Origin of the sequence: Synechococcus sp. A10-1-5-9 (assembly GCF_047716785.1) — a bacterium.
Classification (GTDB): Bacteria; Cyanobacteriota; Cyanobacteriia; order PCC-6307; family Cyanobiaceae; genus Synechococcus_C.
In genome coordinates, this window is record NZ_CP180406.1 from 1,149,918 (window position 1) to 1,174,101 (window position 24,184).

30 protein-coding genes are annotated in these 24,184 nt (G+C 56.1%); 20 read left to right on the forward strand and 10 right to left on the reverse strand.

From position 1 onward, the window contains the following. Nucleotides 1–78: 78 nt before the first annotated feature. From ACLM45_RS06550 to ACLM45_RS06570, 5 genes are all read left to right on the forward strand, one after another. A complete protein-coding gene (locus ACLM45_RS06550; RefSeq protein WP_415411197.1) occupies nt 79–1,725 on the forward strand; it encodes a phycobilisome rod-core linker polypeptide in 1,647 nt (548 codons plus the stop codon). 98 nt (nt 1,726–1,823) lie between these two features. After that, nucleotides 1,824–2,555 carry a phycobilisome rod-core linker polypeptide gene (locus tag ACLM45_RS06555; RefSeq protein ID WP_415411198.1) on the forward strand — a complete coding sequence of 244 codons (732 nt, stop codon included), beginning with the start codon at nt 1,824–1,826 and terminating at the stop codon, nt 2,553–2,555. 284 nt (nt 2,556–2,839) lie between these two features. Continuing rightward, nucleotides 2,840–3,376 (forward strand): phycobiliprotein lyase, encoded by a 537-nt coding sequence (locus ACLM45_RS06560; protein WP_415411199.1) that lies wholly within the window; start codon nt 2,840–2,842, stop codon nt 3,374–3,376. A 15-nt stretch (nt 3,377–3,391) separates the two neighbouring features. Next, nucleotides 3,392–4,006, forward strand: coding sequence for a chromophore lyase CpcT/CpeT (locus tag ACLM45_RS06565; protein ID WP_415411200.1), 615 nt, complete (start codon nt 3,392–3,394; stop codon nt 4,004–4,006). A 26-nt stretch (nt 4,007–4,032) separates the two neighbouring features. Beyond that, complete coding sequence (locus ACLM45_RS06570) at nt 4,033–4,341, forward strand: CpeR family transcriptional regulator (RefSeq protein WP_415411201.1); 309 nt, start codon at nt 4,033–4,035, stop codon at nt 4,339–4,341. Nucleotides 4,342–4,347: 6 nt separating this feature from the next. Here the strand turns inward: ACLM45_RS06570 and ACLM45_RS06575 are convergent, their stop codons facing one another. Next, nucleotides 4,348–4,947, reverse strand: coding sequence for a Nif11-like leader peptide family natural product precursor (locus ACLM45_RS06575; protein WP_415411202.1), 600 nt, complete (start codon nt 4,945–4,947; stop codon nt 4,348–4,350). Continuing rightward, nucleotides 4,941–5,246: a hypothetical protein gene (locus ACLM45_RS06580; protein WP_415411203.1), complete on the reverse strand. Its 306-nt coding sequence runs from the start codon at nt 5,244–5,246 to the stop codon at nt 4,941–4,943. The genes ACLM45_RS06575 and ACLM45_RS06580 overlap by 7 nt, the downstream gene beginning before the upstream one ends. A gap of 126 nt (nt 5,247–5,372) precedes the next feature. Here ACLM45_RS06580 and ACLM45_RS06585 point away from each other — a divergent pair, with 126 nt between their 5' ends. The 3 genes from ACLM45_RS06585 to mpeA all read left to right on the forward strand — a co-directional run bounded on the left by ACLM45_RS06585 (nt 5,373) and on the right by mpeA (nt 7,751). Next, the gene (locus ACLM45_RS06585) at nt 5,373–6,515 is read left to right on the forward strand and encodes a HEAT repeat domain-containing protein (RefSeq protein ID WP_415411204.1); all 1,143 of its coding nucleotides are present in this window, start codon (nt 5,373–5,375) and stop codon (nt 6,513–6,515) included. A gap of 152 nt (nt 6,516–6,667) precedes the next feature. After that, nucleotides 6,668–7,213 carry a bleomycin hydrolase gene (locus tag ACLM45_RS06590; protein WP_415411205.1) on the forward strand — a complete coding sequence of 182 codons (546 nt, stop codon included), beginning with the start codon at nt 6,668–6,670 and terminating at the stop codon, nt 7,211–7,213. A 40-nt stretch (nt 7,214–7,253) separates the two neighbouring features. Continuing rightward, nucleotides 7,254–7,751, forward strand: coding sequence for a class 2 C-phycoerythrin subunit alpha (gene mpeA, locus ACLM45_RS06595; RefSeq protein ID WP_415411206.1), 498 nt, complete (start codon nt 7,254–7,256; stop codon nt 7,749–7,751). A gap of 106 nt (nt 7,752–7,857) precedes the next feature. On the opposite strand, the gene ACLM45_RS06600 is transcribed toward mpeA, so the two are convergent. Both ACLM45_RS06600 and ACLM45_RS06605 read right to left on the reverse strand, forming a co-directional pair. After that, nucleotides 7,858–9,150, reverse strand: coding sequence for a HEAT repeat domain-containing protein (locus ACLM45_RS06600; RefSeq protein WP_415411207.1), 1,293 nt, complete (start codon nt 9,148–9,150; stop codon nt 7,858–7,860). A gap of 432 nt (nt 9,151–9,582) precedes the next feature. Continuing rightward, complete coding sequence (locus ACLM45_RS06605) at nt 9,583–10,017, reverse strand: DUF2656 family protein (RefSeq protein ID WP_415411208.1); 435 nt, start codon at nt 10,015–10,017, stop codon at nt 9,583–9,585. A gap of 71 nt (nt 10,018–10,088) precedes the next feature. Between ACLM45_RS06605 and ACLM45_RS06610 the strand changes: the two genes are divergently transcribed. Continuing rightward, nucleotides 10,089–10,985 carry a HEAT repeat domain-containing protein gene (locus tag ACLM45_RS06610; RefSeq protein WP_415411209.1) on the forward strand — a complete coding sequence of 299 codons (897 nt, stop codon included), beginning with the start codon at nt 10,089–10,091 and terminating at the stop codon, nt 10,983–10,985. A 107-nt stretch (nt 10,986–11,092) separates the two neighbouring features. On the opposite strand, the gene ACLM45_RS06615 is transcribed toward ACLM45_RS06610, so the two are convergent. The 4 genes from ACLM45_RS06615 to cpeB form a co-directional block, all read right to left on the reverse strand. Then, a complete protein-coding gene (locus ACLM45_RS06615) occupies nt 11,093–11,710 on the reverse strand; it encodes a HEAT repeat domain-containing protein (protein WP_415411210.1) in 618 nt (205 codons plus the stop codon). 232 nt (nt 11,711–11,942) lie between these two features. Next, complete coding sequence (locus tag ACLM45_RS06620) at nt 11,943–12,803, reverse strand: phycobilisome rod-core linker polypeptide (protein WP_415411211.1); 861 nt, start codon at nt 12,801–12,803, stop codon at nt 11,943–11,945. A 271-nt stretch (nt 12,804–13,074) separates the two neighbouring features. Further along, nucleotides 13,075–13,569 (reverse strand): class 1 C-phycoerythrin subunit alpha, encoded by a 495-nt coding sequence (cpeA, locus tag ACLM45_RS06625; RefSeq protein WP_011932400.1) that lies wholly within the window; start codon nt 13,567–13,569, stop codon nt 13,075–13,077. 55 nt (nt 13,570–13,624) lie between these two features. After that, nucleotides 13,625–14,179, reverse strand: a complete 555-nt coding sequence (gene cpeB / locus ACLM45_RS06630; RefSeq protein ID WP_415411212.1) for a class 1 C-phycoerythrin subunit beta — start codon at nt 14,177–14,179, stop codon at nt 13,625–13,627. Nucleotides 14,180–14,549: 370 nt separating this feature from the next. On the opposite strand from cpeB, the gene ACLM45_RS06635 reads away from it, so the two are divergent. The 10 genes from ACLM45_RS06635 (at nt 14,550) to ACLM45_RS06680 (ending at nt 20,633) form a co-directional block, all read left to right on the forward strand. After that, the gene (locus ACLM45_RS06635; RefSeq protein ID WP_415411213.1) at nt 14,550–14,765 is read left to right on the forward strand and encodes a hypothetical protein; all 216 of its coding nucleotides are present in this window, start codon (nt 14,550–14,552) and stop codon (nt 14,763–14,765) included. 3 nt (nt 14,766–14,768) lie between these two features. Beyond that, the gene (locus ACLM45_RS06640; RefSeq protein ID WP_415411214.1) at nt 14,769–15,380 is read left to right on the forward strand and encodes a phycobiliprotein lyase; all 612 of its coding nucleotides are present in this window, start codon (nt 14,769–14,771) and stop codon (nt 15,378–15,380) included. After that, nucleotides 15,380–16,084: a 15,16-dihydrobiliverdin:ferredoxin oxidoreductase gene (locus tag ACLM45_RS06645; RefSeq protein ID WP_415411215.1), complete on the forward strand. Its 705-nt coding sequence runs from the start codon at nt 15,380–15,382 to the stop codon at nt 16,082–16,084. The genes ACLM45_RS06640 and ACLM45_RS06645 overlap by 1 nt, the downstream gene beginning before the upstream one ends. Continuing rightward, a complete protein-coding gene (locus tag ACLM45_RS06650) occupies nt 16,081–16,896 on the forward strand; it encodes a phycoerythrobilin:ferredoxin oxidoreductase (RefSeq protein WP_415411216.1) in 816 nt (271 codons plus the stop codon). Before ACLM45_RS06645 ends, ACLM45_RS06650 begins: the two co-directional genes overlap by 4 nt. Before the next feature lie 137 nt (nt 16,897–17,033). Further along, nucleotides 17,034–17,552 (forward strand): phycocyanin subunit beta, encoded by a 519-nt coding sequence (locus ACLM45_RS06655; RefSeq protein WP_415411217.1) that lies wholly within the window; start codon nt 17,034–17,036, stop codon nt 17,550–17,552. Between the two features lie 44 nt (nt 17,553–17,596). Then, the gene (gene cpcA / locus ACLM45_RS06660; RefSeq protein WP_415411218.1) at nt 17,597–18,085 is read left to right on the forward strand and encodes a phycocyanin subunit alpha; all 489 of its coding nucleotides are present in this window, start codon (nt 17,597–17,599) and stop codon (nt 18,083–18,085) included. A gap of 76 nt (nt 18,086–18,161) precedes the next feature. Further along, on the forward strand, nt 18,162–18,755 hold the full coding sequence (locus tag ACLM45_RS06665; protein ID WP_415411219.1) for a chromophore lyase CpcT/CpeT: 594 nt from the start codon (nt 18,162–18,164) through the stop codon (nt 18,753–18,755). Next, nucleotides 18,755–19,525: a HEAT repeat domain-containing protein gene (locus ACLM45_RS06670; RefSeq protein WP_415411220.1), complete on the forward strand. Its 771-nt coding sequence runs from the start codon at nt 18,755–18,757 to the stop codon at nt 19,523–19,525. Before ACLM45_RS06665 ends, ACLM45_RS06670 begins: the two co-directional genes overlap by 1 nt. Further along, complete coding sequence (locus ACLM45_RS06675) at nt 19,525–20,157, forward strand: HEAT repeat domain-containing protein (RefSeq protein ID WP_415411221.1); 633 nt, start codon at nt 19,525–19,527, stop codon at nt 20,155–20,157. The genes ACLM45_RS06670 and ACLM45_RS06675 overlap by 1 nt, the downstream gene beginning before the upstream one ends. Then, complete coding sequence (locus ACLM45_RS06680; RefSeq protein WP_415411222.1) at nt 20,154–20,633, forward strand: low molecular weight protein-tyrosine-phosphatase; 480 nt, start codon at nt 20,154–20,156, stop codon at nt 20,631–20,633. The genes ACLM45_RS06675 and ACLM45_RS06680 overlap by 4 nt, the downstream gene beginning before the upstream one ends. Here ACLM45_RS06680 and ACLM45_RS06685 read toward each other — a convergent pair. Both ACLM45_RS06685 and ACLM45_RS06690 read right to left on the reverse strand, forming a co-directional pair. Beyond that, nucleotides 20,617–22,107, reverse strand: coding sequence for a bifunctional pantoate--beta-alanine ligase/(d)CMP kinase (locus ACLM45_RS06685; protein ID WP_415411369.1), 1,491 nt, complete (start codon nt 22,105–22,107; stop codon nt 20,617–20,619). The two genes, ACLM45_RS06680 and ACLM45_RS06685, sit on opposite strands and share 17 nt — an antisense overlap. 62 nt (nt 22,108–22,169) lie before the next feature. After that, on the reverse strand, nt 22,170–22,718 hold the full coding sequence (locus ACLM45_RS06690; RefSeq protein ID WP_415411370.1) for a septal ring lytic transglycosylase RlpA family protein: 549 nt from the start codon (nt 22,716–22,718) through the stop codon (nt 22,170–22,172). A 345-nt stretch (nt 22,719–23,063) separates the two neighbouring features. Between ACLM45_RS06690 and purM the strand changes: the two genes are divergently transcribed. Beyond that, nucleotides 23,064–24,101: a phosphoribosylformylglycinamidine cyclo-ligase gene (purM, locus tag ACLM45_RS06695; protein WP_415411223.1), complete on the forward strand. Its 1,038-nt coding sequence runs from the start codon at nt 23,064–23,066 to the stop codon at nt 24,099–24,101. The last annotated feature ends 83 nt before the right edge of the window (nt 24,102–24,184 follow it).

Genomic DNA, 24,184 nt, shown 5'->3' on the forward strand with positions numbered 1-24,184 from the left:
AGCTTCGCGCATGCGCTCGGTCCTCACCCTCTTAAAGCCCCTACGCAACACCACCTCTCCCCTCACCCCTCCCATTCCATGTCTGCCTCCAAAGGCTTTGGCGCCGAATCCCTGAACAACGGCCCCGTCTCCTTCAGCCGTAGCCGCAATGCAGCGGCAAAGCCGGCACTGAGCAATGGTGAATTCCTTCGTCAGTCTTGCTCGACGATGAAAATCGCCATCGGCCCCCGCAATCATGAGGATTGCCCCCATGGCGTGACCGCGCAGCGATACTCCCCCAATGATGCAGCGGCCCTCGCCACAGCCGTCAGTGCCGCCTACCGGCAGGTCTACGGCAATGCTCACGTCATGGACAACGAGCGTTCCAGCGAGCTGGAAGCCCGTTACGGCAATGGTGAGCTCACCACCCGCGACTTTGTTCGGGGTCTTGCCAAAACTTCGTTCTACAAAGCGCGGTTTTTTGAGGGAGTCGCTCCTCAACGCGGCATCGAACTGAACCTGAAGCACCTGTTGGGCCGTCCCCCGGTGGATCAGGCGGAGATGTCGGCTCACATTTCACTGCTAGCCAGCGGTGGCCATGATGCCGTCATCGATTTCATCGTCGATGGGGCTGAATACGCCGAGGTGTTTGGCGACGACGTTGTGCCCTATACCCGCTCCTTCACCTCTGCTGCTGGAATCCCCAACAACAGCTTTGCCCGCATGGCGAGCTTGGAGCGTGGTTTCGCCATCAGCGACAGCGCCGTCGGCAGCCGCAGCCAGCTTGCCAATGCCTTGGCACGCAACACCACTGGCTACATCCCACTGCCCTCCGGAGCTCGCTTCACAGTGGGCGCTCAATCCAGCGGCCTGGGCACCACAGCGCAATTCACTGCCAAGAGGAGGGCCAGCAGCGACGGCGGCGACTTCACACCGATCCGCAACGACTCCTATGTGGGCTTCGGCCTCGGCCAGCGCGAACAAGAGGTCTTCCAGCGTTGCCCTGGCGACACCGCCGACACCATCAATGGTCTAATTCGCGCCACCTACCGCCAGGTGATGGGCAATCCCCATCTGATGGAGTCGGAGCGGGCCATGTCTGCCGAGAGCAAATTCGCCGAGGGTTACCTCAGCACCCGCGAGCTGGTTCGAGCCATCGCCCTATCCCCGGAATACAGCCGCCGCTTCTTTGAAACAAATGCGCCGTACCGCTTCGTTGAGCTGAACTTCAAGCATTTGCTGGGTCGGGCACCCACCTCACAGGCCGAGCTGAGTGAGCACATTCAGATCCTGGCCAACGATGGTTATGAGGCCGAGATCAACAGTTATCTCGATAGCGCTGAATACCAGTCCACCTTCGGCGAGGACACCGTGCCCTTCATGCGCATCCTCTCAGAGAAGGGACGTTCGCAGCTGGCCTTCAACCGTCATCTCTCCCTGGCCGAAGGTTTCGCCGCTAGCGATTCTGTGCTGAACAGCTCCTCCTTAGTCACATCTGTTGCCACCAACAGCGTGCCCAGCGGTTGGCGCACCACGACCACTCGCATCAACCGCAACGGCGCTGTGTCGGGCTCCCCTTCCGCCACCACCAAGCGTTTCCGAATTGTTGTCAATGCCCAACCCCGTGGCGGACGCCAGCGGACGCCGAACGCCAGCTATCTGGTGTCCGGTAAGGACATGAGCAGTCAGATGAAGTACATCCACGCCCGCGGCGGTCGGATTGTCTCCATCACCGAAGTGATGTGATCGCGGATCGTCTCGATTCACGAACCATTCACGAACAACAAGGTCGCTATTCACGCATTGGTGATTAGCGACAACCTCTCTCGCATTCCCCTCAACCCATGACAACCGCCACCCTCACCAGCCCCGCCAATCAGGACCGAAGCCAGGCCGCCGACATCATCCGTGCCACCTACCGCCAGGTCTTCGGCAACCGCTATTTGATGGAACTGGATGTTCAACCCTCCATCGAAGCGCTCTTCATCAACGGCGATCTCACCGTGCAGGGATTGGTGACGGCTCTTGCCCAATCCGACACCTACCGACGCCTGTATCTCGAAACGAACAGCCCTTACCGCTTCGTTGAGCTGAACTTCAAGCACCTTCTGGGACGCGCTCCTCGCGATCAAGCCGAGATCAGTGAGCACGTGAGTCGTCTCGCCGATGAAGGCTTTGAAGCCGAAATCGCTAGCTACACCTACAGCGACGAGTACCTCAACAATTTCGGCATCGATACGGTTCCCTACGCCCGCACCGCCACCACCGTTGTGGGCGAAAGCACTGTTGCTTACCAGCGCAACAAGGCCATGGATCCTGGCTTCGCTGGCTTTGACGGCGACCATGCTTCTGTGCTGCGAGTCAGCGTGGCCTCTCGGACCAATCCCACGGCATACGGTGCTCGCAAGGTTGTCGGTGGCGGGAAGCTCTTCAACATCTCCTGGACCTCCAGGGTGCAACTGGGCACGGCTCGCCGTTCTGCTCAGAGGTCTGTTGTGAGCTATGGCTCCTTGTCGAAGACGATCCAGAGCATTCAGGCCCAGGGCGGACGCATTCTTACTATTGCGAACGCTTAATCCTTGAAGGGTTTTGCACGATCAATGCAAACGGATCAGTCATGATTAGGGGGTGGTCTCTTGTAGAGCACCCCGTCAGATCACTCCTCAGATTGACGCACGACAACCGCTTCCCCTATGCCAATCCTTCGCCCACCTTCAAGCGGACAAACGTCGCAAGGCACTGTTTTCCAGCAATCTGTTGCCACCGCCCCTTTGGCGATGTCAATGATGATTGAATCCATGGTCAACATGGTTCAAAACAATCGTTCACCATTCAAAGAAGATTCAAAGTCCAGCGCAAGATGAAGATTGAGCAATTCGTTGCTCGAAGCGAGGGTAAGTGGCGGTCAATGCGATCTGGCCACTCCCTCGCTTTTCAGCAATTTGAAGATGTTCTCAGTGAAGTTGAGATCACAAAAATCAGCGAAACCGATTCCGATATCACAAAACTTTTGACCGCGTCAGGCTCACATTCTGAGCGACGGGTATCTTGCCCTTTCCGAATGCAATGGGCAGCAGAAAGTGATTGGGAGCCCGACGACCCGAGCGAGGTTTCCTCTGGCTCCTGCTTGATTGTTCCCTTGCCGATCGACGAAACGAAAGGGCAACTTCTGCGCAGTGTGGGTTACGCCGAAGCCGCGCCAGCTGAATCCAGTTATACCTTTCTGAGTGATGGAACTTTTGTTCTTACAACGGCTTACGAACAATCCATTGCCGAAGAACGCATCTGGTTTGTTTCCGAACACGTGCGCTGCAGGTCATCGGTTCTGCGTACTTCAGCAGGATCCGGCATCCTGCAAACCTCTTTTGCCTCGGAGGTTCGTCGACTCACGAGCTAAAGCAATGAGATTCTGATGAGCTCAACCACAGAACCCTTGCTGCGTTTTGCCAAAACGTTGGCGGGACACTACAGCAACTGGGAGCAGTCCCAGAACAACCCCAAAGACTTTGCGCATATCAACATTTTTTTCAGGCCTCTCGCTTGGGAGGTCTTGAAGGCTCCTGGTTTTTACTCCGAGCAGAGCTACGACCACGACCCTTGGCGTCCTTACCGGCAGGGGGTGCATCGACTGTTACCAGCAGATGGCGATTCTTTCATCGTGGAAAATTTCGGCTTCTCAGACGCAATCCGACTCGCTGGGGCCGGGCAACGTCCTGAACTGTTGAACAACCTCAAGCCAAATTCACTCAAACCACGTTGTGGTTGCGGCATGCACTTTCAGGAAATCGAAGCTGGTCGTTATCTGGGTGAGGTAGAGCCTGGCAAGAACTGCCTTGTCCCAAGGGATGGACGAATGACGTATCTAGTGAGCGAAGTGGATGTGAATGCCACAGACTGGATCAGCCGCGACCGGGGTTTTGATCCAGAAACGAATGAACAGAGATGGGGCTCTGAGCATGGACCACTTCGATTCAAACGCGTCGCTTATCTCGGGGACCATCTCAACGAGCAATGGCTGCGTTGGTGAGTGCACTCCATATCTGCAGACTATCAATGGCTTTTTTTGATGCAGAAAAACAATTAAAAGCCTGGGTCCGCTCTCAGCATCTGATTTGCGAAGGAACTGATTTCATCTTTGAGACAGTGGATCAGACCCATCTCGACAAATTCGAGCGATGCATTGAGCAGCTTGGCGGAAAGGTGAGAAGGATTTCTGCCGCTGGGAACTGGCCCATGGGACCAAAGCGCACATTCAAAATTTTGCGCGCAACAGCTGCTGTTCCAAGACCTGGCGGAGAAGCACTCGTGACGTACTGGGCCAAACGAGGTACAAAGCGCACGCGTTACGCAGAAATCAGTTAAATCAAACTATTCATCAAACCAACCGAACCAAGTTGGTTTACTGAAATCAGATACTTGACTCCAACTGCGCAACAGGGTGAGTGAATCGATAAAAAATCCCTGCTGTTCCGCCAACGCGATCACATCGTCTTGATTGCGTGCTCCCTTCACCTGATCTCTGAGCTCAGGTTGAGAACGGACCAACGCAATAAATGCTTGCAAGGCCACATCTTTTTGATCATTGCTGAGAGGAACAGCAGGAGAAGGCTTTGGCGCGTCAGCCATAGAAGCCTGAACAGAATCCATGAAATCTGCTGCTCCCAGCAAGCCTTCATGATCTGTGCCTTCCATTAATAATGAACGCCAGCGTGATAACTGACGGAAAGCCCAACTCCAGTGAGCCGGATCCGCTTGCTGCATCAACGTGATCTCCAGATCCGAAGCCTGCAACGTGTCCATTGCCACATACCGTCCCCATTCGGAGAGGCTGACGGAGTAGCCGCGGATATTGGCATAAGCAACGATGTCGTAATGCGTGCCTAAGGACTTGATCCCCGTGGCAAGGCCATGGTCATCAACAATCGATTGAATGAAGCGTTCCAGTTCTGCACTCGCCACGATCAGCACTCCTGAATCCAAAGAGCAAGATTGACTTTTTGACAAATCATCTGAAGCACAAGTGGCCCCCCCGGACATTGCAATGTCCGCCATGCGATACCTGTTTGAGTTTGGCCTGAATCCACAAGGATCTTTGGAGGACGTTGTGCCTGCTCTAACGGAATCAAAGCAGCACTCAAAGAGCTACCACAATCACTAAGCAAGGAATTAAGTTCTTCAATTGTGGCAATTTCGTTTAAAACCGACTTTCCTTTATTTAATTCAAGAAATTGAAGAATTTCCTGTTCAGCGTTTTTTGTCGAAACCATCTACCCTATCCTCCAACAGGGGCTTCAGTATAAGCCCAATCGTCGTTCTTCAAGCAACCTTTCTTTCAAACAACAATGAGCGAACGCTTCGACACTCTTTTCTCGGGAATGAGTGAAGAAACAGCGATGTCTACCCTGCTCACCCCAACAGAGGAACTGAGCAACCCTGGACTGAAATATCTGGCGGCGACACGCCTTGGGGCCTGCTCATCGGCGGAATCTCTGGATCTTCTGCTCCAAGCAAGCGCCAATCCGTCCGAGGACCTCTACGAACGCATCACCCGCAGAAAGGCCATCGATGCTTTGGGCCGACGCAAGCAGCCCAAAGCCCTTCCAGTGCTTCTGGAAGCCTTAAAAGCCAAAGATGAACCCGTGGTAGTGAACGCCGCTGATGCCATCGCGCGGATCGGAACGCCTCTTGATCGCGAAGGGCAAGACTGCTTGATCCAGGCTCTCGAAGGACCAGACAACCAGAAACGTGCCGTGATCCAGGCCTTCTCGCGTCTCTCGATGGCCGATCGAAATCATGCCATTGAGCGCTGCAGGAAGGATGCCAACCCATTGGTGGCGGGAGCGGCACATGCGCATCAAATACGCGTTGAAGGCGACTTGAACGGCCTCGCACCGCTGATCCAGCAACTTCAGGATGACAACCCTGGCAGGCGACGCGCTGCAGTGATTGATCTGGGCGATGCCGGTCGACTCGAAGCATTGGAACCTTTGAGCCGCTGCCCTGTGTCGATGCCCTTACGCGCCAAAAGCGCCTTTCGAATGGCCTCGGCGGGAGATGGCTCGATCGAGCCAAAGGCGGTTGACCTGCTCGAAAAGCTGCTGCAAGACGACCCACGCAAACTCGACCTGAGTCGCCTTCCCTCAACGCCTGCCAGCGAAGAGGCCATCCGAGATGGCCTGCAGCACCGGGATGAAGCCCGTCAATACGCTGCCGCCAAATCATTGATGTGTTTACCGAAAGACTCCCAGTTGCTGGTGATCGATACGTTGCGATCCAGCCTCGGCAGCGATTACGGCGTGCACTACCTACTGGCTAGCTGCGCCGGTCTACTGCAGCTGAAGGAAAGAAGTGACCTGGTACGCGATGCCTTAGCTGAAACAGCGCCGCAGTACGCGAAATCGCGTGTTGCAGCTGCCTGGAGCTGCGTGCGGCTCGGGCTCAAGGATCAGCAAACAACCCTTCAAGAACTCAGCCAATCAAGTCGCTGGGAGCCCCTGAGATGGAGCTGTGAACGGGCTCTGACCCATCTCGCCTAAAGCGCGTTATTAACGAGCTTTATTTTTTCTTTCTTTTTTGCAATGCAAATTTCTATTGAGAAGCCTGAAGCATTCGACCAGCCAACTATCACATCGACGTACGGTCCCCTCGTGATGCATCGCATCAATCCCCTCCCCCTTAGCATGTAATTATGCTCGACGCATTCTCTAGGCAAGCTGTTTCCGCTGATTCCAGCGGCAGTTTCATCGGTGGCGATCAGCTCTCAGCCCTGCGCTCATTCATTGCCGAAGGCAATAAGCGCCTGGATGCTGTGAACGCCATTACCGCCAACGCTTCTTGCGTGGTGTCCGACTCCGTTGCAGGCATCTGCTGCGAAAACACCGGCCTGACTGCCCCCAACGGTGGTGTTTACACCAACCGCAAGATGGCTGCTTGCCTGCGTGATGCCGAAATCATCATGCGCTACGTCTCCTATGCCCTGCTGGCCGGCGACGCTTCTGTGCTGCAGGACCGCTGCCTGAACGGTCTGCGCGAGACCTATGCCGCCCTGGGTGTGCCCTCCGGCTCCGCTGCCCGCGCCGTGGCCATCATGAAGGCCTCCGCCTGTGCACACATCACCAACACCAACAACACCACTGGTGAAAAGCGCAAGATGCCTGTGACCCAAGGCGATTGCAACGCTCTGTCTGCTGAGGCTGCTTCTTACTTCGACATGGTGATCAGCGCCATCAGCTGAACATTCGAAGACTTTTAAGCACACCCTTTTTTATAAACCAATGAAGTCCGTTCTCACCACCGTCATCGGTTCCGCTGACAGCAGTTCCCGTTTCCCCACCAGCTCCGATCTGGAGTCTGTGCAGGGTTCCCTGCAGCGCGCAGCCGCCCGCCTCGAGGCCGCTGAGAAAATCGCTCAGAACTACGACGCCATCGCCCAGCGCGCTGTTGACGCCGTCTACACCCAGTACCCCAACGGTGCCACCGGCCGTCAGCCCCGCCAGTGCGCCACCGAAGGCAAGGAGAAGTGCAAGCGCGACTTCGTCCACTACCTGCGTCTGATCAACTACTCCCTGGTTGTTGGCGGCACCGGCCCTCTGGACGAACTGGCCATCAACGGTCAACGCGAGGTTTACAAGGCCCTCAGCATCGACCCCGGCACCTACGTGGCTGGCTTCACCCAGATGCGTAACGATGGTTGCGCCCCTCGTGACCTGAGCCCCCAGGCTCTGACTGAGTACAACGCTGCTCTGGACTACGTGATCAACTCCCTCGCCTGATTTTCAGCCGAGCGAATCGATCCAATTTCATTCAGATCAAAGGGCGGGTGAAACCGCCCTTTTTTTGTTGGGAATAGCAAGGTCTTCAATTGACATCAGCATCAGGTCATAAATCCTTCAGAACATGTCTTGCACGTGCTGCTACAAAAGGCTCTGGGTCCTTGAGTGCAACTCGCAGAGCATCTTGAGGCGCCACCATTACTGCCGCATAGCGACACTCCCAGAAAGAAGTGACCAAGGGATCAAGAAGCGCTGTGAAATTTTCTGGGGAATACACGAACCCAAGTCGCGAAATCGCTAGCACGGCAGCAGGCTTTGATTTCATAAATTGAGGTCGACGCGTATTAATAGCTTCCTGAAGGATTAATTTGATAGGTTCTCGCGCGTCTTCAGGCCAAGCATCACCTAGCAGAGCGAAGAGTCGAATGAAGAAGTAATGTGCACCGTAATCATTATCAGCCTCGTCAAACCAACGTTTGTGCAGAAATGGCCAAATCTCCTTAGCGGATCGATCCCGCAGGGTTTGCAAGGCCAGGTAACAGCGACTGAAATCAGTACCAAAAAATTCCTGAACTAAAAATTCATTCCCAGGAGAATGATCGTATGCATGCACCAACTGCAAAGACTCAGGATGATCTTCAATAAGAGAATCCAAAGCAGAAAACAGATTCAACTGTTCCGATTGACCACCCTCTTTCGGCCAAAGAGCTTTGAGCGCGCGCATCCGAAAGACCGGCGACACAGGCGTCCGGAGAATCTGTGGAAGCAGTTCCACAGCTTTCGCATCAATAGCATCCTGAATTGCTGATTGCCGATCCATCTGGTTCGGCAGAAACATGAGCTCCTCAAGCTGCAGTAAATGTTCCCGACTGCCTGCGAGCTTCGCCATTGCACTGATTGCAGCACCACGCACACCGGGCGAATCGGCATCCTGAAGTTTCTGAATCGATGGGAGAGCCTGTTCCACCTGAAGGGCAGCGAGACTTTGAATCAAAACGCGCTGATTCTGAGATGTTTGTTCAAGCAGGGAAGCCAAAGTCGCATGGATCTCCACGTCTTGGCAGTTCAGCTCTTTCAGAGCAAAGGCAGCATTTTCAACCAAATAAGTGTCATCACTGGCCAAACAACGACCGATGGCAGGGATGGCCTCCCGACAACCCAGCCGCGCTAAAACTTCAACGGCCTTGCGTCGAGCTAAACGACGGGGCTGAGATTGTTCAGAATTATCGATGAGCTTGAGCAATGCCTGTTCCGTTGCATCCCCAGGGAAATTGATGAGATGCGCAGCTGCCATATACGGATCACTTTGAGATTCAAGGTCGTCTAATGGCGCCAAGAGCAAGCGGATGGCTTCCTGCTGTGACAGACCTGGATGAATATTGTCGAGAGCCCCAGCCATCTGACCATTCATTGATGGCATCAATTCTGCAGGAGCTCATGCTCTCACGGAGCCAAGTGACGCGCTGATAAGGAAGATTGAGAAAGTTTGGCGCATCAGGAGATCTGAGTCAATCTTCCATGGAATCGATTGCGAAACAGCCATGGGACCAACGCTTGAACATTCCATCACCGTGCACGCAGGCATCCGTCCTGGCTCCCGTCCATGGTCCCCACGATCGTTGCAGATTCCTTTCCAGCTCCTGAACCGCAGTGTTCAGTTAATGCACAGCCGTGGATTGCACATTAACGCCATGAGAAAAGACTGTGGTCACCAACAACCAGCGCCTGACCTACTCCAAGTGAAACAAACACCGGCTCCAAATGCAGAAGCAACGGAGTCGACGCCCAGGAAAGCAACACGCCGGAATTCCAAACGCCGGCGCAGTTGACGTCAAGTCGTTAAATCAATCACTTCAAACACACCATCTGCAGGACGACCGGCCGTTAGGCCGGTCCAGTTGATCGCCGCCAAGAAGCCACGGGGATCTGCTGTTTCCACCACATCAACCCCCCAGGCACCCTGTTGAAGCGGGGCTCCAGGCTGTCCTTCAGAGTCTTTGCGACCTCCGAGAGCCATCACCGCATGGGCATGGCCATGACCGAAGCCTTCACGAACCTTCCGCCATCCCTGAACGAGCTCTCGCGCCAGGGCATCAGGTAAGGCAATAGACTCTAGTTTCACTTTCCAGTGAGGGTGATTGAGAACTACCGCAGCTGTGACAGATGGGCAGTGCTTCAGCAAACCTGCCGCCAAAGCGTCAAGCTCCATCTCCGGAACAGCCGAATCGTTCACCTGAAGATTGTGCGAGAGAACGAAGGTGGTCACAACAATTCAGGACAGTGAGGTGACCATAGCGGGCACAGCATCGGATACTGAATTACCGCTTCAGCTCAATTTTGACCAATCCACCCTCATCGCTGACCAGTACTGAACCTGTCACGCTGAGCGAAAACGAAGCCAAGCAGCTTGCCGAGGAGCTCAAGCAACAGTTACGCCAAGGGCAACGTTTGGATGGCGACACTCAAGCGATCGAGCGGATGGTGGCCGGACTCGGCGACAAACGAGGACTCCTTCGTCTCACGTTTGCGGAAAGTCTCGGTGCGGTGGGGAGTGCAGCGGTCCCCGCATTGTGCAGGGCCATGTGCGAGCACGAGAACGTGACCGTTCGTCGTGCAGCTGCCAAAACGCTCACACTGATCTCGGATCGAAGCGCCTTGCCATTTCTGTTTAGAGCATTACTCAATGACCCAGACCCCGTTGTGCAGGGATCGGCAGTCGGCGCAATGGCCGTCGTCGGTGCGGATGCGGTTGAGGGGCTTTTGGAGATTCTTCTAGATCCCAAGAACACCCCGATGCAGACAGGTCTAGCAAGTTGGGGACTGGCCTTTGTTGGAGCCCGTGCCCCAGAAGCTCTCAAACAGGCCGCCTGCTCGCCCCATGCACGAATCCGCACCGCAGCCATCGCTGCATTGGGGGATCAAATCCAAAACCTCGGAGACCAGGACGCCCGACGACTCCTTACGGATGCGTTGAACGATGGAGACGAGGAAGTCCGCGCTGAGGCGAGCACCTTGATGGGCAAACTCAACGAGAGCCATTGGGCACTGCCACTCTTGTTGCCGAAACTCAACGATGAATCGCCGCTTGTTCGCAAGAACACGGCTCTCTCACTGATGAAGCTCGAAGATCCTTCCGCAATCCAGGCGCTGGAAATGCAGAGTGAGACAGAACCTGATGACACGGTGAAGCCGATTCTGCGTCTCGCCATTAATCAACTTCATCAGCACGACTGAACGAAGCCTGCGCCAATCTTCAACGTATTGTTACCAGGTGGTGTTCGCGTCGAGCACTGCATGCGTAACCGCGGGAGGACAGCTGAGGGGCTGACCTCCCGCTTTTGTTATCGACTGCTCTCAAGACGACCAAGAGAGGCCTCAACCATCTGGCGGGCCAACGGATCCGTTGCAGGGTCGCTGAACACATCTCGCAAACAAGCTTCGGCCTGGGGATCAGGAATTTCGGCGAGGGCCATCGCCGCAGATTGAACATGCGCGATATTGTCTCCTTTACAAATCTTGATCAGAAGAGGGAGAGCCTGAACTCCCACCTGTCCTAATGCCATAACAGCTGACTGAGACACCACAGGTGATTCATCCGACAAAGCCGTTTCCAACACCGTCATCGCCTCAGGGGAGAAATCCTGCTCGGGGAAATTTGAGGCGATTTGGGCATAAGCCTTGACGCAGCATGCCCTCACGGTGCCATCAGGACTAGCTGAGAAAAGTTCAGCCAAAGGCTGGAGAGCAGTGGCTCCAAAAGCACCAAGACCTTTCACAGCAGCTCGATACACAGAGACGTCTGACTGACCCAAAAGTGCCAGTAAGCGAGGCATCGACGCCTCAGGCCAGTGCTCCACCATCGCCAGATAGGCCTCCCTCTGGATATTTGGATTGGGATGGGCAAGATCCGCAAACAACGCATCAAGGTCCGGACGACCAACCTGCGGATGCGACATCATCCAAAAAGCAGCAAAGAGGCATTGACTCTCCAACACGACGTGGATCAATGCACGGTATCTGACAAGAATATCAATCTTTTGAAACCATTATTGCAGCGGCTGCGGAGCTAGCAAACGTCCATAGAAAAGATCTAGAACAACGCGCGCTTCTACCAATTGTCTATAAACAACAGCCAAAAGGAAAGGCAAAGACCCCCCTTTTGGCTGATGGAATCAGCACGACTCAACCATTTCAGTAGGCAAACTTGCCGGCGTACATACGGCGGAAGGCAGGATTGCGAGTATTGCCGACCGCGTTGGTGTAGGAAAATTCAACAGTGGTATCAAAGACACCAGAATCCGGGACCTTCACTGACATTCCAGCCTTGACAAGACGCTTTACCAGAAGAGGACCTGAATACATCACATGCTCTGAACTGGCATTAGCAGGGGCAAGCTCCACCATGCTGACAAAGGTGGAGCAATATGAACGTGCCTCGGACTTGAAAGCCCGCAGGAAGGGGACAGTGTCCGTACCAAATGTTTCCAGATACTCCTCTGAGCTGACCAATTGATCCACAAATGCGTCAAAACCACTGTCAGCAATGGTCTTGATTGCAGCACCAACCTCTTTTTGACTCACTGGAGGGCGACCCAAAAGGTGCTTGATTGTCAACTCGATACCCCGCATCGGGGAAACGGGAAAGAAAAACTTCTGCTTGTACAACTCGGACTTCACCAGACCGGCCATGAAATCACGGATTGTGATTCGGCCATCCCTGAGGCATGCCTCAAGCGAAGAAAGTCTTTGACTATCTGTGATTCCAATATTGCCAAAAACCTGCTTGTAAGCAGCAGAAATTGCGCTCGTCAGAGCACTTTCACCTGATGCCGCATAAGAATGATTTACGGCTGAGAATGGACAGACCTCATGAATGCGCGGGCCCGCTCCAATCCCCATCGAACCACACTGGTTCTCTTTGAACTCGGCTGGGGTTGCTGCAGCCTTCCCCCGACTCGCAGCCGACCCCTTCGCCGCATCCCTGGTATTCGAAAATGCGAAGGAGACTCGATCTTGATGCGTAAAATCTCGCTTGTACTTGATTGCAGGCATGAGGGGAATGCGTCTGAGGACCAATGTATTGCGGTTTTCGGAATCCCCAAAAACCCTTATTGCTACTTAAAGCAATTGACTTAATATTTATCATATAAATAAATTTGTACTAGATATGCGCTCTATGCCCAAATGACCCTCAGAGACAACACTGATCCCAGGAGCACGTCCCAAAAGCGATACCCATATCTGGGATCAGTGTTGCGAGCGAACAATAAAAAAGGAGGCCTAAGGCCTCCCGTTACATCCATTACAGATATCAATCAAGCACTCAGGAGAGGGCGTTGATCACGTAGTCCAGGTAAGACTTGAACTCGTTCAGAGCCTGGGGGCTCATGTCGCGAGGAGCACAAGCGCGGTCGCGGGTGTAGGTCAGCGCTTCGACGTAAGGACCGGTGGGGAGACCCAGGGTGCGATACACCTCACGGGCGCCAGCGATGCCCCACTCATCGAGAGGGCCGGTGCCACCGACAACCAGGCAGTAGTTGATCAGACGCAGATAGTGGCCCAGATCGCGGTAGCACTTGTCCACCTTGGTCTGGTTCTCACCAGCTTCGCCGGGTTGCTTGAGGTAGGGATACTTGTTGAAGCAAGCATCGCCGGCTTCCTTGGTGACGGCATCCAGACCGGCAGCCAGCTTTTCAGCAGCTTCCAGACGGGCAGCCGCACGCTGAATGTTGCCCTGAACGGCTTCGAGGTCGTTCTGGGAGGGGAAGCGACCGGCTGCGTCAGCGGCGGTCACAACGGTGGTGACGACGGATTTCATCGTGGAGATCCTTTAGATGGAGGTTTGTGTTGAGGAAAAGGAAAAACCGAGTAGGTCAGGCGATGGCGCTGATCACGCGATCGAAGTACGAAGCAGCCTCAGCAACCAGAGCGGAGCAATCGCCCTGAGCAGTTTCCATCTTGCGGAACTTGGAACCACCCAGTGCAGGGGTGTTGGTCTCACCAATGTGAGCTGTGGCGGAAGCCTTCATGATGGCTACAGCGCGGGCAGCGGACTGAGCAGGAACGCCCAGAGCGATGTAGGTCTCCTTCAGACCATTGAGGCAGCGGTCATCCAGAACGGATGCATCGCCAGCCAGCAGGGCGTAGGAGATGTAGCGAAGAACAATCTCACCGTCACGCAGGCAAGCAGCCATGCGGCGGTTGGGGTAGCAGTTACCACCAGCCTGAATCAGACCAGTGTTCTCGCAGATCATGCCGGTCACAGCATCGGAAACGATGCAGGAGGCATTGGAAGTGATGGCGTTAACAGCGTCCAGACGCTTGTTGCCTTCGGCAACGTACTGACGGAGAGCGGCGATGTCGCCAGAACCCACAGCAGCAGTTTTGGCGTCAGCGCTGACGACGGAGCGGGAGAATGCGTCGAGCATTTGGAAGCCAGACAATTAGAGGGGGAATGCTTCGGGGCACCTGGAGAAAAGCTGTCGGGTCATTCCCTCGGAAAGGCAATGATGACTGGCGATGCCGACCAGGCTTTGAAGCGCTCTAAAAAAGTAACTGCACCTTTGGACTGCACTCGGCAAGTCGTGAGGTCACGCAACGGTTCGTCACTTGGCGAAAAAATATTGAGAGTTGATGCAAAACCCGCAGAGCGGATCAGCAAGTCGCAACAACGCACAGTGGCGATCCCGCCAGACGTTTCCGGTTTTTCATTCCACATCTATTTATTAGTCAAGACGTCGGGCACATAAGACGTTGTCATGCCCGTGCGGCTTACCCTCAGCCCACCGTTGAACGCACATGGCCGATCCAACGCTTCAGGAGCTTCAGGATTCCATCGAAGAACTCGAGGCTTATCGCAACCGCCTCCGCGATGACGTGATCGCCATGGGGAAAAAGCTGAAGCTTCCCCAGAAGCGCATCGACGCCACTGTGGAGGAGCACGCCGAGCTCCAGCGTCTTGAAGAAGTTCTCGAGCAGCTGGTCAACCAACGAGACCTCATGGCCAGAGCCTGAGCCATGCCCATATTCAAGCCTCCGATGTCGATGGCCCAGTTTTTGGAGGCCAGCCGTGGCACTTGGTTGAACCGTCGCTCAATCCATCATCTGGACCACCAGGACGACGAGGCGGCGGATTCCAATCTGGTGATTGAACCTTTCGACGCCACAGACCCAGTCGTACAAAGGGTCTGTGCCGTTTTTGAGGTTGAAGCGAGTCGGTCTAAGGGGGGCGGACGTTTCTGGTGGGAGAGCAACCTCAAACAAGGAAGCCGCAATGACGACTACGCCGCCGTGATCGTTGATGTCCCCGAAGAGGGCAACTCCCGCCGTGGATTTCTACTTCGGGACGTGGGTTACGTCGAAAAGAAAGCCGTGATCAGCACCTACGCGTTTGCAGACGACGGAGTTCTGACAATTACCACCCGCTACGACACCAACGTTGGAACCGAACGGTGTTGGTTCGTAACCGACCAGGTGCGCATGCGCGTGAGCTCCGTGCAATATCTCAGCGGTGTTTCGATGACCACCTACTGCACGGAACTGCGTTGCCCGACTGACGAAGACATCAAATCCATCGCTAAACAAGCCCGCCAATTTGCTGATTCGCCCGCACTGGAGCCTAAAAGCTGATGTTCGATTCTTTCCTCAACCAACTGCACCAAGACATTCAGCAGCGTGGGGGGCAACCGGCGTCTGTGCCCGAAGGATTGGCTCACTGCCATTCGAACAAGAGCGGAGGCAGCATCGATAGTTGGCTCTGGAACGTCCCGGGTTTCCGCCGCTGGAGGGTCACCCGCCTGGACGCTGGCGACAGCCTGCAAGTGCTCAATTCAGTCGCCTACCCAGAGCACAACCTCGACCATCCCCTAATGGGAGTGGATCTGCTCTGGTTCGGAGCTCGCCAAAAACTGGTAGCCGTTTTGGACTTTCAACCACTCATCCAGGACAAGGACTACCTGGAGCGCCACTTCTCAGGCCTCAAAACTTTGAATCAACAGTTCCCTGAGCTGAATGGTGAGGAAACGATGCGCTCTTTCGACCCAAACCAATACTTCTCCCCTTGGTTGCTGTTCTGCCGAGGAGGTGCACAGGAAGCGCAAAACTCACTCCCCAAAGCCTTCGACGCTTTTCTTGCGGAGTACTGGTCGATGCATGACCAAGCCGCTGGAGCCTCTTCCTTATCTTCCACAGACGTAGAACGTCTGCAAAACGCTTACGACGTGTACAGCGCCGAACGTGATCCAGCCCATGGATTGTTCACCAGCCATTTCGGGAAGGCTTGGTCAGACCGGTTCTTGCACGAATTTCTTTTTCCCGCCAGTCAGCCCGCATGAGCCTTCCTCTCCGCAAGTCCAGTCTTGATCCAGTTCAGATTCCGGGATGGCGATGGCAGCCCTTTCTCGATGAAGCCATTGCTGCACTCAAGCCGTTCAACCCATCTCCCTATCCAATAGCGGAAACGTTTCTGCAAAAGGAGGGCAGCACAGGATCAAAGGCAAAACCCGTTCCAGTCACCACCGCTACCTGGGCCTGTTCCACTGACAAATTGCGGCAGGTGCGTTGTGCCTGCGTTGAAGCAGGCATGGCTGCGTCAGTCCTTAATTTTGTGATCAACCCCAGCTGCCGGTTCGACCTTCCGTTCTTCGGAGCCGATCTGGTGACGCTTCCAAACGGTCATTTGCTCGCTCTGGATCTGCAACCAGTTGACAAGACTGATCCTGAGCACACCCAGCCCGTGTGGGAGCAACTGATCCCAGTATTCGAGCGCTGGCAATCCGAACTTCCCGAGGGGGGCCCCATCCCAGAAGAAGCCAAACCGTATTTCTCCCCGGCCTTTCTTTGGACCCGCATCCCTCTCGGTGAAGAAGGCGACGCGTTGATTGAACAGGTGATTCGTCCGGCTTTTGCGGATTATTTGCAGCTTTACCTCAAGCTGGTAGTTGAGGCTCAACCCGTTAACGACGATCGTGCAGCCAAACTTTTATCAGGCCAGAAGCGCTACACGAGATATCGTGCCGAAAAAGATCCGGCCCGTGGCATGTTAACGCGGTTCTACGGGAGCGAGTGGACAGAGTCCTACATTCACGGCGTGTTGTTCGACCTTGAGGAAGCCTCAGCAACTCCCTTGTCGCAGCAGGGCAGTTAAGCATTATGAACAGCCTTCGGAGGGCTTCCGTTGGGTTGGTCAGAATCGCTGCTGACGGGATGGGCACAGCTTCCCGGCCGTCCCCATTCAGCCTTGAAGATACCTAATCTTCAAACAAAGATCCAAGGAGTTAACCCATGTTCGACGCCTTCACCAAGGTTGTCGCCCAGGCCGACGCCCGGGGCCAGTTCATCAGTGCCAGCGAAATCGATGCCCTCTCGGCGATGGTTTCCGACAGCAATAAGCGTTTGGATGCTGTGAATCGCATCTCAAGCAACGCTTCCACCATTGTTGCTTCAGCCGCTCGCCAGCTCTTCGCTCAGCAGCCTGCACTGATCGCCCCCGGCGGCAATGCTTATACCTCCCGCCGCATGGCTGCTTGCCTGCGCGACATGGAGATCATCCTTCGCTACGTCACCTACGCAAGCTTTGCCGGTGACGCATCTGTTCTCGAAGATCGCTGCCTTAATGGTCTCCGCGAGACCTACCTGGCACTCGGAACTCCTGGAGCCTCCGTTGCTGCTGGTGTGAATCTGATGAAAGATTCAGCTCTGGCGATCGTGAACGATCGGGCTGGAATCTCAGCTGGTGACTGCGCCTCCCTGAGCAGCGAAATCGGCACCTATTTCGACCGCGCCGCTGCCGCTGTGGCCTGATCGAGCATTTGAACTTCCGACACAAGCAATTCTCCTGACGAATCATGAAGACTCCTCTTACTGAAGCTGTTTCTGCAGCTGACTCCCAGGGACGCTTTCTCAGCAACACCGAAGTTCAGGCCGCATCCGGCCGCTTCAATCGTGCCGCAGCCAGCCTGGCAGCTGCCAAGGCCCTCACCGCTAAGGCAGATGCCTTAGTCAATGGTGCTGCACAGTCTGTGTACAGCAAGTTTCCCTACACCACCCAGATGGAGGGATCCAATTACTCAACAACCCCCGAAGGCAAAGCCAAGTGCTCCCGTGATGTTGGGTATTACCTGCGCATGATCACTTACTGCCTGGTGGCAGGTGGCACGGGTCCCATGGACGACTACCTCATCGCTGGTCTGGACGAAATCAACCGCACCTTTGAGCTCTCCCCCTCCTGGTATGTGGAAGCTCTGAAGTACATCAAGTCCAACCATGGCCTCAGCGGCGATGCCGCCACCGAAGCCAACAGCTACATCGATTACGCCATCAACGCTTTGATCTGATCGAAGCTCCGATGCGAATAAGCCCCCCTGAGAGGGGGCTTTTTTATTGTTCTTCCTCAGGCCCTATCTGAGCGCTGTGATCAACCCCAATGTTCGGCGTTTTCTCAGCCTGCTCTGCGGCGAATACAGCAACCAGCAGCAAGCCTTTGACAACCCACCCCTCTACGCCCATATTTTTTTGAGGTATTTGCCGCTTCCTCAGCTCAACCCGGGGTCAATCCTGCTCGAGCAGACCTACGCAGTCGACCCAAAAAATCCCTACCGCCTGAGGATGATTTGTGCTGAGGAGCAACCTTGCGGTGCGATCAAGCTCTGGAATCACACCTTCAGGCAGCCATCACGCTTTGCCGGAGCAACATTCAATCCCGACCTCCGCCATTCCATCCAGGCCACAGATCTCATCAGCCTCGATCAGTGCCACTATCAGGTGCTTGAACAGGGCGACGGCTACCACGGTGCCATCGAGCCCGGCTGCCAGTGCATCGTGCGACGCGATGGGAAAGACACGCTGCTGGTCAGCAGCTTTCACCTGCAAGGGGAGTCGCTGCAAACCCTCGATCGCGGCCATGACCCAATCACGAATGAGCGTTGCTGGGGCTCCATCGCCGGACCGTTTCGGTTCAAGAGAACCCAAAGCTGGGCAGCCGACCTTGCCTCAGCCTGGTTGTGATGGAACCGCTCTGCGAATCACAGGTGATCGAGAACCTCCGGCAAACGGAGGACCCCTCGGCGCAGTACTACGCCGCCTGGTGGCTGGGAAAAATGCGCAGCCGTCATCCCGACGCCATCCCGCTGCTCCTCACAACCCTCAAGGCTCTGGACGACACGCCGGTCGATCCTGACCGGCGAGGTGTTGCCCTCAATGCCATCCGCTCCCTGGGACTGCTTCAAGACGAGCGCTCCGATTCCGACCTAAGGGATCTTCTGACATCTTCGGACTACAGCGTGCGCGAGGAAGCAGCGCGCAGTCTTGGCACGATGGGCAGCCATGCGGCAGCGGCGACTATCCGTTCCTTGTTGGCCAGTGGGGTCGACGGAGCTGGAAGCGAGCAGCCCTCGACTCCCTTATTGAGGGAGCCTTGCGAAGCACTGTTGGAAGCCCTGGGCGAAATCGGTATCAGCGACACAGCGACCCTGGCAACGCTTGAACCATTCACACAGCATCCGCGCCCGCTGATCCGTGCGGCAGCCTGCCGGGCCTTGCTGCAACTCACGGGAGATGCGAGGTGGGGGGAGCAACTGATCCAGCTGCTGGAGCATCCCGAACCCCTGGTGCGGCGCGGGGCACTGCTTGACCTCGGTGCCACCGGTTGGACAGAGGCTCTGACGACGATGAGCGCTGCCGCCGTGGAACCCAGCCTCAAACTTGTGGCCCTGAGGGGACTCGCGGAGAAGAGCGGAGACCCGCAGGTTCTTGATGTAATGGACGCTCTGCTCTGATGACGTCGTCTGCCCTTGGTGACGCGATCCGGGATCTGGATCGGGCCAGCAGCACCCCCGAACTGGTGCAGGCCACCCGTACTCTCTGCGCCCTTAAGGATCCCGAGGCAGCCGAAACACTTGTGAAGGTACTGGGCTTCAATAATCCAGCCGTGGCTGCGGTGGCAACCCAAGGCCTGATTCAACTGGGTCGAGACATCGTTCCGACCTTGCTGGTGAGCATGGATGCCCGCAATTACGGCGCACGAGCCTGGGTCGTAAAAGCCCTTGCTGCACTTCGCGATCCGCGGGGACTTGATCTTCTCGAGCATGCCCTGATGGCTGATATCGCTCCGAGCGTGCGGCGATCAGCAACCCGTGGCCTGGCCGATTTAGAACTGGATCCTGTTAGCAAAGACCAGCAACTGCATCGTTGCATGCAAGGGCTTCTGAAATCCGGGCAAGACGACGAATGGGTGGTGCGTTATGCCTCTGTCTTCGGGCTCGAGCAGCGTTTGCGCAGTCCACACGTTGGTTCATCAATCGCCGATCAGGCCGTCCTCATGCTGCGAACCCTGGCCTCCGAAGCAGAGGATGCCAGGGTGGTGCGCCTTCGGGCCGCACTGGCCCTGCAACGCCTGCACCTCGAATGACCCAGAAGCTCCTCTTCGTTTGTCTCGGCAACATCTGCCGATCACCCGCAGCAGAAGGAGTGTTTCTCCACTTCATCAAGACGCGTGGTCTCGAGGATCAATTCCTTGTCGATTCAGCGGGTACAGGCAGCTGGCATGTGGGAAATCCTGCCGACAGACGCATGCAGGCCGCGGCCAATCGCCGCGGCATTCAGCTGCCCAGCCGAGCACGGCAGATCGATCTGAACGATCTTAAAACGTTCGATCTAGTGCTGACGATGGATCAGGACAACCTCAATGCCGTGAACGGTCTGGCCCGGGAAGCCGGCGCGAGGGCCACGGCACGCATTCAACCGATGCTCAGCTACGGCCGCCGCTACAGCGAAGCCGAGGTTCCAGACCCGTATTACGGAGGCGAGGCAGGATTTGAGCATGTGCTCGATCTTCTCGAGGATGCCTGTGAGGCTTTGCTCGAGGAGCTCAGCCCTCCGGCGTAGGCCAGACCTCCTCAGCAACCCGGAAGCGAAACAAATCCTCGAGCGCATCAATCACGGCTTCGATCGACATCCCATCGGTGATCAATTCGGTGGCATCTTCAGCCTGAACCAGGGGAGCCACCTCACGGGTGCTGTCCAAACGGTCCCGCTCCACGATCTGCGCTTCCAGCTCAGAGAGCTCGGGCACGGCATGACCTCTCGCCTCAAGATCCTTGGCCCGTCGCCGAGCTCGTTCTTCAGGGGTCGCGGTCAGAAACACTTTCACATCAGCATCGGGGAAGACGGCGGTGCCGATGTCGCGCCCTTCAGCCACAAGCCCACCACGCACCCCAAGCCGTTGCTGCTGCTGCGTGAGCAAAGCACGGACACAGGGATGCGCAGCCACCAGCGACACCGAGCCGGTGACCTCGGGATCGCGGATCGCCTCGGTGATGTCACGACCATTCACTCGAACGGTCTGCACACCATCCCGCAGAGGTGACAGATCCACCTCCAGCCCGTCGAGCAAAGCCTCCACCGCTGGGGCACTGCTGGGATCGGCGCCGTTCTTCTGCACCCACCAGGTGACGGCTCGATACATGGCTCCGGTGTCGAGATAGAGAAGTCCCATCCGTTCTGCAAACGCACGGGTCACCGTGCTTTTGCCAGCGCCGGCAGGGCCGTCGATGGCGACGATGGGCGAACGGGTCATGATGAAAACGTGATCAATCAGGCGGGTTGCGCCACAGCGGACCGCCGCAGCCAGCAGTCGAATCGAGCGACCGGGCGGAGCAGGTTGAAGCGTGACGGGATCCACGGTCTCTACATATTCCACCTCAAGACCCGCCCTCCTGAGTTGCTGGTGCAGAGCGGCATGTCTCGAGGCCTCATCAACTGCTCCTCGCGATAAATCACGAGCAGCTGAGCTCAGTGCCGAGCTGAATGCAGAAGCCACGGTTCGCTCCGCATCGCTCAGATAACGGTTGCGGGAACTGGCCGCCAACCCATCGGACTCCCTAACGGTGGGACACCCCCTCACCTTCACGGACAAGCCGAAGTCGTTGACGAGATGCCGCAGGATCGTGAGTTGCTGCCAATCCTTTTCGCCCAACCAAAGTTGACTGGGACGCACCAACCCCAGCAAGCGCATCACGACAGTGACCACACCATCAAAGTGGCCGGAGCGCCAGGGCCCACAGAGATGGGCTGTCAGGCTTGCAGGCGCCTGGAGCCGCCATCCCTCACCGCTGCCGTATGGGTATACCTGTCTCTCATCCGGACACCACAGAACTGAGGCTCCCGCTTGATCAGTGAGCGCGCAGTCTTCCTCAAAGGTGCGTGGATAGCGATCGAAGTCTTCATCCACTCCGAACTGCAATGGGTTGATGTAGGTGCTGACCAGGACAGAACCATTCGAAGATTCGGCCCTCACCGCCGCTCTGATTAAACGGGCATGCCCCTGGTGAAGGCCCCCCATGGTGGGAACAAAGGAAATGGGACCCTGGCAGGCCTCACGCCAGGAGCGAAACTCCGAATCCGTCCTGAGGATCTGGAGACTCAGCGCAGCACCTCGAGCTTCACCTGGGCCACACCGCTTGACGTCAGCCCAAGCTGCTTAGCCGCACCATGGCCCAAATCGATCACGCGATGGCCGACAAATGGTCCGCGGTCGTTAATGCGCACCACAGCTTTCCGGCCATTCCAGAGATTGGTCACTCGCACCTTGGTTCCGAATGGAAGTGAGCGGTGGGCCGCCGTCATGGTGCCAGGGCGGAAGACTTCTCCACTGGCTGTGCGATTTCCGTAGAACCCAGGCCCGTACCAGCTGGCTTCACCCGAGTGCGTGGAGACAACAACAGGTCCCACTGGCTTGAGCGGTTCGGGAGGAGCAACCGGTTCAGGAGCAGCAGGCTCGGCAATGGAGGTCTCCAGCTCAACGCTGCCTGTGGACGGTTCAACAGCAGTGGCTTCCTCAACAGGAAGAACAAGGTCGAGCGGGTCAATGAAATCGAATTCATCAAGATCCCTGGCAATCACCGGGTAAAGCGCGACGCCTGACACTGAAACAACAGTGATGAGCGTTGTCAGTGTTTTATGCCTTTGCATAAGGGGAAAACGCTGGAATGAGAGAAACAGGCTGCTGAAGAGAGAAACACCGAATCGCTCGAAACCAGTGGTCAACGAAATCTCTGTCGAAACCGTATAGATATCCACCCTTTGGATCTCCTTACCGTTCATGGCATTTCAGAGGAGAGTCATTGCGATGGAGCAGCTCATCCCTTGCCGTTGCAGGCCTTAGCGGGGCCAGGCGCAGGCCAGAATGATCAACAAGGACTATGAATCACACAAGCAAAACTGATCACAGCCAGACCAACAACCCAATCGGCACAGCCATTGGCGTCTCCGGCCGCCCCTCGAAGAGGGAGGATCACATCAGTTCCCTGTTAACTGATGGACTACCGATCCGCCGGTGTTGACGTGGAAGCCGGCAGGGCCTTTGTGGACCGGATCCGAACCAGCGTGGAGGCCACCCATCGCCCTGAGGTCGTAGGCGGGCTCGGCGGCTTTGGCGGCCTGATTCGGTTACCCGAGGGCCTGCGCAAGCCACTCCTCGTGTCTGGGACGGACGGAGTTGGCACCAAGCTGGAGCTCGCTCAGGAACACAACAGCCACCACAACGTGGGACTTGATCTCGTTGCCATGTGTGTCAACGACGTGATCACCAGCGGAGCCGAACCGCTGCTCTTTCTCGACTACATGGCCACGGGGGCTTTGAGTCCCGACGCCATGGCTGAAGTCGTGGAGGGCATTGCCGACGGCTGCCGTCAAAGCGGATGTGCCTTGCTAGGTGGAGAAACGGCGGAGATGCCGGGCTTCTACCCACCAGGCCGTTACGACCTAGCAGGATTTTGTGTTGCCGTAGTGGAGGAGGACAACCTGATTGACGGCCGCCGCGTGAAAGCCGGTGATTCCATCCTGGGAATTGCCAGTAGCGGTGTTCACAGCAACGGCTTCAGCTTGGTTCGCAAAATCTTGGAGCGCTGCAATGAAAGAGCCGACGCCCGTATCGGCCCAGAGCAGAACCGCGTGATCGATGCGCTGCTGAAACCCACGCATCTTTACGGATCCCTTGTCAGGACTCTCCTGGCGGCGGGCACTCCCATTCACGCCATGGCTCACATCACAGGAGGCGGAATCCCTGAAAACCTGCCCCGCTGTTTACCGGATGGACTCAAAGCCAGCGTTGACCAAAACAGCTGGCCACGTCCAGATCTCTTCACTTGGTTGCAAACCCATGGGGAGCTTCAAGAGCGTGATCTCTGGCACACCTTCAACCTGGGGATCGGGTATTGCCTCGTCCTGCCGGAAACGGATGTGACTGGTGCCCGAACCCTTTGCGAAAACAGCGGATTTGAGAGCTGGGTTATCGGCCAGGTGATCCCAGCCAGTGAGCCACAGGACGCGCCAGTGGTCGGACTACCGGCCTGATGAACACAGCGGGTCCCGTTGTCACATCCAGTGTGATGTGAAGCACCAAGCCCGGTTCTCTCGTTATTGTCAGGAGATACAGA